General features: G+C 67.9%; 12 protein-coding genes and 1 riboswitch. All 12 genes read left to right on the forward strand.

The features are described from left to right. The first annotated feature begins 17 nt into the window (after nt 1–17). The 12 genes from B6K69_RS13580 to B6K69_RS13635 all read left to right on the forward strand — a co-directional run bounded on the left by B6K69_RS13580 (nt 18) and on the right by B6K69_RS13635 (nt 14013). A complete protein-coding gene (locus B6K69_RS13580) occupies nt 18–1493 on the forward strand; it encodes a two-component system sensor histidine kinase NtrB (protein WP_228156740.1) in 1476 nt (491 codons plus the stop codon). Continuing rightward, nucleotides 1490–2116, forward strand: coding sequence for a response regulator transcription factor (locus B6K69_RS13585; RefSeq protein ID WP_228156741.1), 627 nt, complete (start codon nt 1490–1492; stop codon nt 2114–2116). Before B6K69_RS13580 ends, B6K69_RS13585 begins: the two co-directional genes overlap by 4 nt. Before the next feature lie 104 nt (nt 2117–2220). After that, nucleotides 2221–2436, forward strand: a riboswitch (cobalamin riboswitch). Nucleotides 2437–2468: 32 nt separating this feature from the next. Then, the gene (locus B6K69_RS13590) at nt 2469–3221 is read left to right on the forward strand and encodes an ATP-binding cassette domain-containing protein (protein WP_108644161.1); all 753 of its coding nucleotides are present in this window, start codon (nt 2469–2471) and stop codon (nt 3219–3221) included. A gap of 73 nt (nt 3222–3294) precedes the next feature. Continuing rightward, nucleotides 3295–3696, forward strand: coding sequence for a DUF2946 family protein (locus B6K69_RS13595; protein WP_123876571.1), 402 nt, complete (start codon nt 3295–3297; stop codon nt 3694–3696). Between the two features lie 76 nt (nt 3697–3772). After that, nucleotides 3773–5842 carry a TonB-dependent receptor domain-containing protein gene (locus tag B6K69_RS13600; protein ID WP_108644163.1) on the forward strand — a complete coding sequence of 690 codons (2070 nt, stop codon included), beginning with the start codon at nt 3773–3775 and terminating at the stop codon, nt 5840–5842. A 131-nt stretch (nt 5843–5973) separates the two neighbouring features. After that, nucleotides 5974–6975, forward strand: a complete 1002-nt coding sequence (locus B6K69_RS13605) for a Gfo/Idh/MocA family protein (protein ID WP_108644164.1) — start codon at nt 5974–5976, stop codon at nt 6973–6975. Further along, nucleotides 6972–8543 carry an acyl CoA:acetate/3-ketoacid CoA transferase gene (locus B6K69_RS13610; RefSeq protein WP_108644165.1) on the forward strand — a complete coding sequence of 524 codons (1572 nt, stop codon included), beginning with the start codon at nt 6972–6974 and terminating at the stop codon, nt 8541–8543. Before B6K69_RS13605 ends, B6K69_RS13610 begins: the two co-directional genes overlap by 4 nt. Further along, complete coding sequence (locus B6K69_RS13615; protein ID WP_108644166.1) at nt 8540–9307, forward strand: enoyl-CoA hydratase/isomerase family protein; 768 nt, start codon at nt 8540–8542, stop codon at nt 9305–9307. The genes B6K69_RS13610 and B6K69_RS13615 overlap by 4 nt, the downstream gene beginning before the upstream one ends. Nucleotide 9308: 1 nt before the next feature. After that, entirely contained in the window at nt 9309–10832 is a 1524-nt protein-coding gene (locus B6K69_RS13620) for an aldehyde dehydrogenase family protein (RefSeq protein WP_108644167.1), read from the forward strand. A 37-nt stretch (nt 10833–10869) separates the two neighbouring features. Continuing rightward, nucleotides 10870–12123, forward strand: coding sequence for an ABC transporter substrate-binding protein (locus B6K69_RS13625; protein WP_108644935.1), 1254 nt, complete (start codon nt 10870–10872; stop codon nt 12121–12123). Nucleotides 12124–12241: 118 nt separating this feature from the next. Beyond that, the gene (locus B6K69_RS13630) at nt 12242–13135 is read left to right on the forward strand and encodes a carbohydrate ABC transporter permease (RefSeq protein WP_108644168.1); all 894 of its coding nucleotides are present in this window, start codon (nt 12242–12244) and stop codon (nt 13133–13135) included. Then, the gene (locus tag B6K69_RS13635; protein ID WP_108644169.1) at nt 13135–14013 is read left to right on the forward strand and encodes a carbohydrate ABC transporter permease; all 879 of its coding nucleotides are present in this window, start codon (nt 13135–13137) and stop codon (nt 14011–14013) included. Before B6K69_RS13630 ends, B6K69_RS13635 begins: the two co-directional genes overlap by 1 nt. Nucleotides 14014–14051 lie beyond the last annotated feature (38 nt).

The following is a 14051-nucleotide window of genomic DNA, read 5'->3' on the forward strand; positions in this document are numbered from 1 at the left end:
CGTCCAGCGAAGGCGTGGTGACCGCCACGCTGGCGCTGCCGCTGATCCTCGACCGTCACATTCCATGGTGGATCGCCGAACAATACGGCGTGCGGATCTTCGATGTGTCGGGCACGCTGGCCGAACGGGCCCGCCGTCCGGTGGCCGAAGGCGCGCCGCAACATGGCATCAGCTTCGACCCGCCCCTGCGCGGCACCACGCTGCAGATTTCGGCCTATGACCGCCCGCCCGCCTTCGGCAACAGCGCATTGCTGGGGGCCATCGTGGCGCTAGCGTCCTTTGCCGTGCTGGCCCTGGTGGTGGTGCAGCGCAACGCGGTGCACCGCCGCCGCGCCGAAGAACGGCTGCGCGCCGAAATGGCCTTCCGCCGCTCGATGGAGGAAAGCCTGACCGTCGGCCTGCGCGCCAAGGATCACAACGGCCGGATTCTTTACGTCAACGCCGCCTTCTGCAAGCTGGTCGGCCTGCCCGCCGAAACCCTGATCGGGCGCGATCCGCCCATGCCCTACTGGGCGCCCGAGACGCTGGCCGAAACGCTGGACCGCCAGCGCCAGCTTCGCGAAGGGCAGGCGGTGCCGCAGGCCTTTGAAAGCCGCTTCCGCCGCGCCGACGGTTCCGAGATCGACGTGCAGGTGTTCGAGGCGCCGCTGATCGACGCCGCCGGACGGCATCGCGGCTGGATGGGTTCGATCATCGACATCACCGAAGCCCGCCGCGCCGCCCGGCTGGCGCGCGAGCAGGATGAAACCATGGCCCGCACCGGCCGGCTGGTGACGCTGGGCGAAATGGCCTCGACCCTGGCGCATGAGCTGAACCAGCCGCTGGGGGCCATCGCCTCTTACGCGGCGGGCGGGCTGAACCTGCTTGATCAGGGCCGCAATGACCCCGGGCTGATCCGTGGCGCGCTGGAAAAGATGGCCACGCAGGCGCGGCGGGCCGGGCTGATCATCCGCCGCATCCAGGATTTCGTGAAGAAGCGCGAACCGCAGTTCGTGGCGCTGGATCTGGCCGAGGTGGCCGCCGATGCCATCGGCCTTCTGGGCGCCGATGCCCGCGAAATGCGGGTGCGGCTGCGGCTTGAGGCGCCCCCAGACCTGCCGCAGGTGGCGGCGGACCGTATCCTGCTGGAACAGGTGCTGGTCAACCTGATCCGCAACGGCATGGAAGCCATGGCCGAAGGCCCGCGCAGCGGCGATGTGCTGGCAGTGCGGCTGACGGCGCAGGGCGAAACCGTGCGGCTTGAAGTCATCGACCGCGGCCCCGGTATTCCCGAGGCGCTGTCCGGCAAGCTGTTCGATCCCTTCACCTCAACCAAGAGCCATGGCATGGGCATGGGGCTGAACATCTGCCGCTCCATCGTCGAACTGCATCACGGAACGCTTGAGCACGCGCCCAACCCCCCGGGTGGCACGGTCTTCGCGGTAACGCTGCCGGCCGGCCCGCCCCCCGCCACCGGGGATCGTGCCGAAGCCGCAAAGGAGGCCACGCCATGACCGCCGCCATGACCGCCGACACCGATCTTGCCGTGCATATCGTCGATGACGAGGAAGCCCTGCGTGACGCGCTGGCCTTCCTCTTCGCATCGCGCGGCATCGCCACCCGGCTCTGGCCCTCGGGCGAGGCGCTGCTGGCCGGCTGGCCGCAGCCCGGTTGCGGCTGCCTGATCCTGGATGTGCGGATGGACGGGATGTCGGGGCCGCAGGTGCTGGATGCCCTGTCGGCGCAGGAAGGCGGCGTCGATGCGCTGCCGCCCGTCATCTTCCTGACCGGCCACGCCGATGTACCGCTGGCGGTGCAAAGCCTGAAGGCCGGCGCCTTCGACTTCGTGGAAAAGCCGTTCAACGACAACCAGATCGTCGATCTTGCCCTCAGCGCCATCGCCCTGCGCCGCGACCGCGTGGCCGCCGCCCGCGACCGGCTGAACCTTGAACAGCGCCGCGCCAGCCTGTCGGCGCGCGAGGTCGAGGTGATGGTCCTCATGCTGCAAGGCCGGCTGAACAAGCAGATCGCCGATGACCTTGGCATCTCGATGCGCACGGTCGAGGCGCATCGGTCGCGCGTGCTGGCCAAGATGGGCGCCCGCAACATTGCCGAACTGGCGCGGATGCTGTCCTGACCGCCGGTCCGGGCACCGCCGCATCCTGTCACGCCATCGCAGCCTCATGTCGGGCGCGGCGCCACAGGCGTCGCAGCCGGGCTTGCCCCGCCACGGCCTGCCGGGGCACCCTGTCCGGGATGGTTCCGACGGCCTGCAAGGGCTGACCGGATGAAAAGGGAACACGGTGCGGTGCCGGCGGCGCCAATTCCGTGACTGCCCCCGCAACTGTAAGCGGCGAGCGACCCCCATCGCCACTGGGCCCCCCGATTGCGGGCCCGGGAAGGCGGGGGAAGCCACGACCCGCGAGTCAGGAGACCTGCCATCGTCAGATCAACCACACCGGGCGGGGTGCCCCGGAAAGGAGCTTGCGATGGACGACCCAAGACACCGCCCCCCGGCGGCCCCTGTCTGCCCCGTTTCGCGGCCTGCCCTGTTGCAGCTTCGCGGCGTGGGCTGGGCTGCCCGCAGCGGCTGCCCGACCCTTGCCGACATCAGCTTCACCGTTCAGGCGGGGCAGGTGCTGGGGCTGGCCGGGCCGCCCGGCGCGGGCACCTCGGTGCTGCTGCGGCTGTTGTGCCGCGCCCTGCCGCCAACCCGTGGTGCCGTCCTGCTGCACGGGCGCGACCTCTGGCTGATCCCGCCGCATGAGGCGGCGCGCAGCGTGGCTGCCGTGCTGCAAGCGCCGGTCGATCCGGGCCTGACCCTGCGCCAGCTTGTCGCCCTTGGCCGGCAGGCCTGCCGCGCCACCGGCCGCCCCGGCTGGCGCGACGCCGAAGCCGTGGCCGAGGTGCTGGAGCGGCTGAACCTTGCCCCGCTGGCCCGCCGCCGCTTCGGCACGCTGCGCCCCGGCGACCGGCAGCTTGCCCGCCTGGCCTGCGCCCTGGCGCAAGACCCCGCGCTTGTGGTGCTGGATCGCCCCGCCGACCCGGACGAGGCCCGCCATCTGCCCGCGCTGCTGCACCATCTGCGCCGCCTTGGTCTGGCGGCCGTCTGCGCGCTGCCCGAAACCGCCCCGGTTCCCGATGCGGTTGACCGGGTGATCCGCCTTCAGCACGGCCGCATCCTGACCGAAGACCCCGCCGCCCTGTCCCCGGCAAGCCTTGTCGGGCGAAGGGGCCGCTGAAGGCCACCGCCTGCGACATTCTGGAAATTGTCCACCGGCATCAGATGTGCGAACATTCGTATTGATGAATGTCGTGAAGGGTTTTTTCTCCCGCCTTCGGGGGCTGCTGACGGCGGCCCTTGTTCTGCTGCTTGCGCTGCAACTGTCGCTGGGGCTGCGCCCGTTGCAGCCGGGCCGTCTGGCCGACGGGATGCTGGAAATCGTGCTCTGTTCGCAGGGCAGTATGCGCACGGTCCTGCTGAACCTTGAAACCGGCGAGATCAGCGATACCGAAAAGCCCGATGCCAACCCCGCGCAAAGCTGCCCCTTCTGCCTGACCGGCATCGCCCTGCTTGGCGATCCGCCCCCGCTGCCGGTTCTGGCGGGGCGTCTTGTCGCCAGCCTGTCGCTGCCCGTGCCGGCGCCCCGCGGGGTGCCGCAGCCGCTTGACCTGTCCCGCCTGATCCGCGGCCCCCCGACCCGGATCACTGCCTGACCACACTTCAGCCAGACCAACGGAAGCCGCGCGGCGCAAGCTGACCGCGCGCCCGGAAACAAGGGACAAAGAAACCATGATCATCGCCAATCCGGCGCGCCTTGGCGCGACCGCCATCCTGCTTTGCTCGATCTCGGGCCTCGCGCTTGCGCAGGGCACGGCCGAAGACCCCGCCACCCTGCTGCCGCCGATCTACATTGCCGGCAGCGCGATCAAGGGGCCGCAAAGCACCGCCTCGGGCACCGTCTTCGACCCCGCCACCCTGGGCACCCCGTCCTATCTGGACGGCGGCGCCGTGCTGACCACGCTGCCCGGCATCGCCAGCAGCCGCATGGGCGGCCACGGGCTTGATATCGTGATCCGCGGGCTGAACTCGAACCAGATCAACGTCATCGACGCCGGGGCCGTCACCTATGGCGGGTGCCCCAACCACATGGATCCGCCCGCCTCGACCGCGGCCTTTGCCCGCGCCGACAGGGTGACGGTAACCCGTGGCTATGCCAGCGTGACAAACGGCCCCGGCGGCACCGGCGGCACCGTCCGGCTGGAGCGCGAGGCGCCCCCCGCCAGCGCGGCCAGCGGCTTTACCGGCGAGGCTCACGCCAGCGCCGGATCAAACGCCAATGCTCTGGGCGCGGGCGGCAGGTTCACCTGGACGCTGGGCAACGGCTTCTACGTCAAGGGCGCGGTCGAGGCGAAGGATGCCGATGATTACGCCGATGGCGCAGGCCGCACCGTGCGCAGCGCCTATGAACAGACCAGCGGCGGCCTGACCTTCGGCTATGCGGGGCAGGGCTTCGACATCGCGCTGGACCATGACCGTGACGCCGCGCGCGACGTGCTGTTCGCCGGCGCCGGGATGGACAGCCCCTCCACCGATACCTCGGTCTGGCGCCTGCGCGGCGGGGTGGATCTGGACGCCGGCGCCCTGCGCCGGATCGAAGCCGAGGTCTTCCTGTCCGAAGTCGATCACGTCATGGACAACTATTCGCTGCGTCCCGCCACGGGCATGTTCATGCGCGTTCCCACCACTTCCGACACGCGCGGCGGCAAGGTCGAGGCGCAGCTTGCCTTTGGCAGCACCACCGCCAGGGTCGGCATCGACCACCAGTCGAACAACCGCATGGCCATCCTCTATGGCGGTATGGCCGCCGCCCGCCCCGCGATCGAGGCCGCGAACCCCGCCAATGCGCGTTTCCTGATGTGGCCCGATGTCACCATCGAACAGACCGGGCTTTATGCCGAAACCGAAACCGAACTGGATGCCGCAAACACGCTGAAACTGGGTCTGCGCTATGACCATGTGAAGGCCAGCGCGGGGGCGGCGGCGGGTCTGCCCGGCTATGCCGCGGCCGCGCCCAACGGGTTCTACACCACCTACTACGGCACCACCTTCAACGATGCCCGCCGCGAAGACAACTGGGGCGGGCTGATCCGGTTCGAACATGATTTCGGCGACGGGCTGACCGGCTTTGTCGGCCTGTCCCGTTCGGTCCGCACGGCAGATGCCACCGAACGCGCCATGGGCCGCAACAACTGGGTCGGCAATCCCGACATCGCGCCGGAAAAGCACCTGCAATTCGACCTGGGGGTCGAGGTCAAGCGCGATGACTGGGGCCTGACCGCCACCGCCTATGTCGACCGGGTGGATGATTTCATCCTGCGCGACGCCAGCACCTATGCCGGGGTGACCACTTACCGCAACGTCTCGGCCCAGCTTGCCGGGGTGGAGCTGTCGGGGTCATGGCAAAGCGGCGGCCTGCAACTGACCGGGGATCTGACCTATACCCGTGGCCAGAACCGCGATGACGACGCGCCGCTGGCGCAGATCCCGCCGCTGATGGGCAAGCTGGCGGTGTCTTATGGCCAAGGCGCCTGGCGGCTGGGCACCCAGATGGTCTGGGCCGACGGGCAGGACCGCATCGACCCCGCCCGCGACCCGGCCGCAACGCCCGGCTATGCGGTGTTCAACCTGTTCGGCAGCTATGACATCAGCGAAACGGTCACGCTGACTGCCGGCGTCGACAATCTGTTCGACCGGGCCTACGCCACGCATCTGGCCCGGTCCAACGCGGTCGATCCTGCGCTGGTGCAGGTTTACGAACCGGGCCGCACTTTCCATCTGGCGCTTTCGGCCAAGTTCTGACCCGCGCCTGCCGGGGCCGCGAAACCTGCGGCCCCGGCCCCTTGATGCCCGACCCGCGAATCGTCTTGACCGGATTTGGATCGTTCCATATACAAATTTTGGAACGATCCAAATCCGGGGAGGGGAAGAGGATGCGCTGGGCCTTGATCGGGGCAAGCACCATTGCTTCGCAATTCATGTGTGCGGCCTTCCGCGCGGCAGGGCATCAGATCGTCACCGTCGTCAGCGGCTCTGCCGACCTTGCCGCCCGCTTTGCCGAAGCCAACGCCATCCCGGCCTTCACCACCGATCTGGCCGCCGCCCTGGCCGATCCGGGCGTCGATGCGGTCTACATCTCGTCCACCAACGAAAAGCACCACGCGCAGGCGCTGGCCGCCATCGCCGCCGGCAAGCATGTGCTGTGCGAAAAGCCGCTGGGCCTGACCCTGGCCGAAGCGCAGCAGATGGTTGCCGCCGCCGATGCCGCCGGCGTGGTCTTTGCCACCAACCACCACCTGCGCTGTTCGGGCAGCCACCGCGCCGTGCGCGATCTGGTCGCCTCGGGCCGCATCGGGCGGGTGCTGTCGCTGCGCATCTTCCACGCCGTCCACCTGCCGGTGCCCCTGCAGGGCTGGCGCATCAACGATCCCGGCGCCGGCGGCGGCGTCATTCCCGATATCACAGTCCACAACGCCGATGTCGCCCGCTTCCTGCTGGGCGAAGACCCGCAGACCGTGGTCGCGCAAAGCGCCACATCGGGCATGGGGCAGGGGGTGGAAGACAGCGCCATGTCGGTCTGGACCATGCCCTCGGGTGCCATGGTCTTTGCCCATGAAAGTTTCACCCACCCCTTCGCCGGATCGGGGCTTGAGGTGCATGGCACCGAAGGGTCGATCTTCGCGCGCGGCGTGATGACCCAACGCCCGCTGGGCGAGGTCGAGCTTGTCACCGCCGGCGGCCGCACCTCCGTGCCCTTCGCGAGTGATGACCTGTACACCGTCGCCGTCCGCCAGTTCGCCCGCGCCGTTGCCGGCCAGGGTCAGCCCGCCGCCACCGGCCATGACGGCATCGCCTCGCTGGCGGTGGCGCTGGCCGTGCGTCAGGCCGCCCGCACCGGCACCCGCCAGACCGTCCAATACGGGGCCACCGCATGACCAAGATCGTCACCCCGGCCGAGGCCGTTTCCCGCATCGCCGACGGCGCCACCGTCACCGTCTCCTCCTCCTCGGGCCTGGGCTGCCCCGATCTGGTGCTGCGCGCCCTGGGCGACCGCTTCCGCGCCGAAGGCCACCCGCGCGGGCTGACCACGCTGCACCCCATCGCCGCCGGTGACATGTATGGCGTCAAGGGCATCGACCATATCGCGCAGGACGGTCTGCTGACCCGCGTCCTGGCCGGGTCTTACCCGTCCGGCCCGTCGAACCTGCCGATGCCCGAGATATGGAGGATGATCGTCGAGGATCGCGTCGCCGCCTACAACGTGCCCTCGGGCATCCTGTTCGACATGCACCGCGAAGCCGCCGCCCGCCGCCCCGGCGTGCTGACCAGGGTCGGGCTTGAAACCTTTGTCGATCCCGTCCGCGAAGGCTGCGCGATGAACGCCAGTGGTGCTGCGCGGCCCATCGTGGCGCGCGTCGAATTCGCGGGGCAGACTTGGCTGCATTTCCCCAACATCCAGCCCGATGTCTGCATCCTCCGCGCCACCACCGCCGATGAGCACGGCAACCTGACCTACGAACACGAAGGCGCCTATCTGGGCGGGCTGGAACAGGCGATCTGCACCCGCAACAACGGCGGGTTGGTCATCGCGCAGGTCAAGCGCGTCACCACCAACGGCTCGCTCCGCCCGCATGACGTGCGGGTGCCGGGCCATCTGGTTGATCTGGTGGTGATCGACCCCGATCAGCGCCAGACCACCGAAACCCCCTATGACCCGGCCATTTCCGGCCAGATCATGCGCCCGTGGTCCAGCTTCGATCTGGCCGAACCGGGCGTGGAAAAAGCCATCGCCCGCCGCGCCGCGATGGAACTGCGCGGCGGCATGACCGCGAACCTTGGCTTCGGCATCAGCGCCATGGTGCCCCGCATCCTGCTGGAGGAAGGCCACCCCGAGGCGGTGACCTGGGCCATCGAACAGGGCGCCGTGGGGGGGATGCCGCTGACCGGCTTTGCCTTCGGCTGCGCCTCGAACGCCGATGCCTATATCCCGTCGCCCCAGCAGTTCATCTACTTTCAGGGCGCGGGCTTCGACATGTCCTTCCTGTCGTTCCTTGAGGTTGACGTGGAAGGCAACGTCAACGTCTCGAAACTGGGCAAGAAGCCCTACCTCACCGCCGGCTGCGGCGGCTTTGTCGACATCACCGCCCATGCGAAAAAGATCGTCTTCTCCGGCTGGTTCGAGGCAGGGGCCGAAATCGCCGTCTCGCCCGCCGGGCTGCGGGTGGAAAAGCCCGGCAAGTTCACCAAGATGGTGGATCGCGTCGAACACGTCACCTTCTCGGGCAACCGGGCCCGCGCGCAGGGGCAAGAGGTGCTGTATATCACCGAACGCTGCGTGATGCGGCTTGCCCCCGGCGGCCTTGTCGCAACCGAGATCATGCCCGGCATCAATCCGCAGCGCGACATCGTAGATGCCAGCCATGGCCGCGTGGCGCTGGCGCCCGATGCGGTGACGATGCCGCTGTCGCTGCTGGCCGAAGGCCCGATGGGCTGGCAGCCATGAGCGCGGTTCACCTCGACATCCGTGGCCGCATCGCCGAACTGCGGCTCGACAATCCCGCCCGGCTGAACGCCTTTTCGGTGGAAATGCTGGGCCATCTGGCGGCCCATCTCGACACCATCGAACGCTCGGACGACATCGCCTGCGTTCTGGTCACCGCCGAACCCGCCCGCGCCTTCTGCTCGGGCGCCGACATCAACGGCTGGGGCGATCTGTCCCCCGCCGAATTCGCCCGCCACTGGGTCCGCTCGGGCCACCGCCTGTTCGACCGTCTGGCCCGTCTGGCCCGCCCCACCATCGCCGTGCTGCACGCCCATGCCTTTGGCGGCGGGCTGGAACTGGCCGCCGCCTGCGACATCCGCGTGATGGCACCGAAGGCCACGCTGGCGCTGCCCGAAGCGGGCATCGGCATCGTTCCCGGCTGGTCGGGCACCCAACGCCTTGCCCGGCTGCTGCCCGCGCCCGTGGTGCGCGAAATGGCGCTGTTCGGGCGCCGCATCACCGCCGACCGCGCCCTTGCCCTGGGCTTTGCCGCCGAAGTGGCCGAAGACCCCCGCGCCGCGGCCGAAGCCATCGCCGAAGGCGTCCTGCGCCTGTCGCCCCGCGCCGTTGAAACCGCCAAGGCCATGCTGCTGGCCGGCTGCGGCGAAGACAGCGCCGCCTTCATCGAGGCGCTTGGCTCGGCCGCCATTTCCGCCAGCGCCGACCGCGCCGAAGGGGTTGCCTCCTTCCGCGAAAAGCGGCCCCCCGTCTTCCCCGGAACCTGACATGACCCAGATCACCCTGATCGCCGCCACCGGCGCCTCCCTTCCCGAACCGCGCCAGAACCGCCACCTGATCGGCGGCACCTGGACCGGCAGCGACAACCTGCTTGACCGCGTGTCCCCCTCGCATGGGGTGGTGGTCAGCCGCTCGGCCGTCGGCACCGCCGCCGATGCCGAAGCCGCCATCGCCGCCGCCCGCGCCGCCTTTGACGATGGCCGTTGGAGCGGGCTTTCCGCCAAGGCCCGCGCCGCCGTGCTGCACCGCGTGGCCGACCTGATCGAGGCGAATGTCGAACGCTTCGCCCTGATCGAGACGCTGGAAAGCGGCAAGCCGATCACCCAGTCGCGCGGCGAGATTGCCGGTGCCGCCGACCTTTGGCGCTATGCCGCCGGCCTTGGCCGCGACATCACCGGCGACAGCCACAACACGCTTGGCCCCGACATGCTGGCCACCGTGATCAAGGAACCCATCGGCGTGGTCTCGATCATCACGCCCTGGAACTTCCCGTTCTGGATTCTGTCGCAGAAGCTGCCCTTCGCGCTGGCCGCCGGCTGCACCTGCGTGGTGAAACCCTCGGAATTCACGCCCTCGACCACCGCGATGCTGGGCGAACTGCTGGTCGAGGCCGGCCTTCCCGCCGGCGTGGTCAACATCGTGCTGGGCACCGGCACCCCGGTCGGCAGCCTGATGAGCAGCCACCCCGCCGTGGACATGGTCACCTTCACCGGCTCCACCGCCGTGGGCAAGCTGATCTCGCGCACGGCATCGGATACGCTCAAGAAGGTGGCGCTGGAACTGGGCGGCAAGAACCCGCAGGTCATCTTCCCCGATGCCGATCTGGAAGCCGCCGCCGATGCCGTGGTGTTCGGCGTCTATTTCAACGTCGGCCAGTGCTGCAATTCGGGCAGCCGGATCATCGTTCACGAAGACATCGCCGAGGCGTTCGTCGCCCGTGTGGTGGACCTGTCGCGTCAGGTCGCCTTCGGTGATCCGCTCAGCCCCGACACGCAGGTCGGCGCCATCGTCACCCCCGAACACAATGTCAGGATTCACGGCTATGTGCAGGCGGCCGTCGCCGCCGGCGCCCGGGTCGCCCTTGGCGGCGCGGCCCTGCCGGTGCCCGGCCTTGGCGCGCAGTTCTACCAGCCCACCGTGATCTGCGATGTCACTCCCGACATGGCCATCGCCCGCGACGAAGTGTTCGGCCCCGTGCTGTCGGTCCTGACCTTCCGCACGCTGGATCAGGCGCTGTCGCTGGTGAACGATGCCAGCTACGGCCTGTCGGCGGGCGTCTGGAGCGAGAACGTCCACACCTGCCTGGCCTTCGCGCGCGGCGCGCAGGCTGGCACGATCTGGACCAACACCTGGATGGATGGCTTCCCCGAAGTGCCGTTCGGTGGCATGAAACAGTCAGGCCAGGGTCGCGAGATCGGCCGTCAGGGGCTGGAGGAGTTCCTGGAAATCAAGTCGCTCGTCCTGCGCATCGGTCGCACGCGGGCCCCTTGGGTGAAGACCCGCCCGGCCTGAGCGCCGGCGGATGACAGAACGCAAACGGGAGGAAACGATGCGTGCTTACCTTGGAATGACCATGAAGGCCGCCGCCGTGCTGGCGATGACGACCAGCATCGCGAAGGCCGAAGACGTGGAAGTGCTGCACTGGTGGACCAGCGGCGGCGAAGCCGCGGCGCTGAACGTCCTCAAGGAAGATCTGGCTGCCAAGGGCATCGGCTGGGTGGACATGCCCGTCGCCGGCGGCGGCGGCGAGGCCGCGATGACCGCGCTGCGCGCCCGCGTCACCGCCGGCAACCCGCCCACCGCCGTGCAGATGCTGGGCTTCGACATCCAGGACTGGGCCGCCGAAGGCGCGCTTGGCAATCTGGATGACGTGGCCACTGCCGAAGGCTGGGATGCCGTGATCCCCGAGGCGCTTCAGCGCTTCTCGAAATATGACGGCCACTGGATCGCCGCGCCGGTCAACGTCCACTCGACCAACTGGGTCTGGATCAACAAGGCCGCGCTTGACGCCACCGGCCTGGGCGAGCCGAAGTCCTGGGACGAACTGGTCGCCGTGCTGGACAAGATGAAGGAAGCGGGCATCACCCCGGTCGCCCATGGCGGCCAGCCCTGGCAGGACGCCACCATCTTCGACGCGCTGGTGCTGGCGGAAGGCGCCGATTTCTACAAGGCCGCCTTCATCGACCTCGACCCGGCGGCGCTTGGCGGCGAAAAGATGGCCGCGGCCTTCGATCACCTGATCAAGCTGCGCAGCTACATGGATGACAACTTCTCGGGCCGCGACTGGAACCTTGCCTCCAGCATGGTCATCAACGGCGAAGCCGGGATGCAGTTCATGGGCGACTGGGCCAAGGGCGAATTCCTCAAGGCCGGCAAGGTGCCGGGCACCGATTTCGTCTGCATCCGCTTCCCGGGCACCCAGGGGGCCGTCACCTTCAACTCGGACCAGTTCGCGATGTTCGCCGTGCAGGGCGATGCCAAGATCGCCGCGCAGAAGGCGATGGCCACCGCCATCGAAAGCCCGACCTTCCAGTCGGCCTTCAACGTGGTCAAGGGCTCGGTCCCGGCCCGCACCGACGTGCCGGACACCGACTTCGACGATTGCGGCAAGAAGGGCATGAAGGATCTGGCCGAAGCCAGCGCCGCCGGCACGCTGTTCGGCTCGATGGCCCATGGCCACGGTGCGCCCGCCTCGGTCAAGAACGCCACCTATGACGTGATCACCGCCGCGGTGAACGGCCAGTATGCCGATGGCGCCGCCGCCGCCAAGGCGTTGGCCGACGCCGTCGCCGCCGCGCAGTAACCCGCGACAGGGAAGGGGCGGCTTCCGCCCCTTCCCGCCGCAAATTCCTTCGAAGGAATTTGCAAAAGTTTTCGAAAACTTTTGCCTCGCGCCAGCGGCGTGACCGGGGAGGTATGCGATGACAGCGCCCGCCACAGCGGATTTCCGCACCAGATTGCAGGACTGGCTGCCGAAGATGGTGCTTGCACCGTCCTTCGCGGTGACCCTGCTCTTCGTCTACGGCTTCATCGCCTTCACGGTGCTTCTGTCCTTCACCGGATCGAAGATGCTGCCGAAGTATGATTTCGTCGGTCTCGACAACTACCGCCGGCTTTTCGCGCTGGAACACTGGCACATCGCCATCGGCAACATCGCCGTCTTCGCCTCGCTCTACATCGTGATCTGCTCGGCCATCGGCCTGATGCTGGCCATCTTCCTTGACCAGAAGATCCGCGGCGAAGGCTTCCTGCGGCCGATCTTCCTTTATCCCATGGCGCTGTCCTTCATCGTGACCGGCACCGCCTGGAAATGGTTTCTTGATCCCGGCATCGGGCTGGAACGGGTGATGCACCTCTGGGGCTGGGAAAGTTTCAGCTTCACCTGGATCAAGGACAATGACCTGGCGATCTACTGCATCGTGATCGCCGCCGTCTGGCAGACCAGCGGCTTCGTCATGGCCATGTTCCTGGCCGGCCTGCGCGGCATCGACAACGAAATCCTGAAGGCCGCGCAGATCGACGGGGCCTCGAACTGGCAGCTTTACCGCCGCATCGTCATTCCGATGCTGCGCCCGGCCTTCCTGTCGGCCTTCGTGATCCTGTCACACCTGGCGATCAAGAGCTATGATCTTGTCGTCGCGCTGACCGGCGGCGGCCCCGGCCGATCAACCGAGATGCCGGCCACCTTCATGTATTCCTACACCTTCACCCGCAACCAGATGGGCATCGGCGCCTCTTCTGCCGTGATCATGCTGATGACCATCGCGGCGATCATGGTTCCCTACCTTTACGCCGAACTGAAGGAGAAGAAGTGATGTCTGCCCAATCGCAAGACACCGCCGTCTCCACCGGCAGGATCACCCGCGCGCTGATCTATCTGGTGCTGCTGCTGTTCACGCTGTTCTACCTGCTGCCGCTGTACGTCATGGGGGTGAACTCGCTGAAACCGCTGGCCGAGATCACCGGCGGCAACATGATGGCCCTGCCGCAGGTCTGGACCTTCGACGCCTGGCGTTCGGCCTGGTCCACCGCCCAGATCGGGATCGAGCCGACGGGCCTGAAACCCTATTTCCTGAACTCGATCCTGATGGTCGTGCCCGCCGTGAGCATCTCGACCATCGTCGGCGCGCTGAACGGCTATGTCCTGACCAAATGGCGCTTTCGCGGCGATACCTGGGTGTTCGGGCTGATGCTGTTTTCCTGCTTCATCCCGTTCCAGATCGTGCTGATCCCGATGGCCATGGTTCTGGGCAAGCTGGGGCTGGCGGGCAGCGTGCCGGGGCTGATCCTGGTCCATGTGGTCTATGGCATCGGCTTCACCACACTGTATTTCCGCAACTACTATGCCGCCTTCCCGACCGAGCTGGTGCGTGCGGCCCAGATCGACGGGGCCGGGTTCTTCCGCATCTTCTGGCGCATCCTCCTGCCGGTCAGCGGCCCCATCGCCGTGGTGTCGGTGATCTGGCAGTTCACCAACATCTGGAACGATTTCCTGTTCGGCGCCAGCTTCGGGGGCACCTCGCAGCCCATGACGGTGGCGCTGAACAACCTTGTCCAGTCCTCGACCGGGGTAAAGGAATACAACGTCCACTTCGCCGGCGCGATCCTTGCCGCCCTGCCCACGCTGCTCGTCTACATCGTTGCCGGCCGCTACTTCGTGCGCGGCCTGATGGCGGGGAGCGTGAAGGGATGACCCGCGCAATCGCAAAATTCTTCGAAGAATTTTGCCAG

This window comes from Pseudogemmobacter blasticus, from assembly GCF_003071405.1.
GTDB lineage: Bacteria > Pseudomonadota > Alphaproteobacteria > Rhodobacterales > Rhodobacteraceae > Pseudogemmobacter > Pseudogemmobacter blasticus.

Coding starts and splice junctions, on each gene's coding strand:
- B6K69_RS13585 (WP_228156741.1), top strand. CDS start 1,490: ATGACCGCCGCCATGACCGCCGACACCGATCTTGCCGTGCATATCGTC.
- B6K69_RS13590 (WP_108644161.1), top strand. CDS start 2,469: ATGGACGACCCAAGACACCGCCCCCCGGCGGCCCCTGTCTGCCCCGTT.
- B6K69_RS13600 (WP_108644163.1), top strand. CDS start 3,773: ATGATCATCGCCAATCCGGCGCGCCTTGGCGCGACCGCCATCCTGCTT.
- B6K69_RS13605 (WP_108644164.1), top strand. CDS start 5,974: ATGCGCTGGGCCTTGATCGGGGCAAGCACCATTGCTTCGCAATTCATG.
- B6K69_RS13610 (WP_108644165.1), top strand. CDS start 6,972: ATGACCAAGATCGTCACCCCGGCCGAGGCCGTTTCCCGCATCGCCGAC.
- B6K69_RS13615 (WP_108644166.1), top strand. CDS start 8,540: ATGAGCGCGGTTCACCTCGACATCCGTGGCCGCATCGCCGAACTGCGG.
- B6K69_RS13620 (WP_108644167.1), top strand. CDS start 9,309: ATGACCCAGATCACCCTGATCGCCGCCACCGGCGCCTCCCTTCCCGAA.
- B6K69_RS13625 (WP_108644935.1), top strand. CDS start 10,870: ATGCGTGCTTACCTTGGAATGACCATGAAGGCCGCCGCCGTGCTGGCG.
- B6K69_RS13630 (WP_108644168.1), top strand. CDS start 12,242: ATGACAGCGCCCGCCACAGCGGATTTCCGCACCAGATTGCAGGACTGG.
- B6K69_RS13635 (WP_108644169.1), top strand. CDS start 13,135: ATGTCTGCCCAATCGCAAGACACCGCCGTCTCCACCGGCAGGATCACC.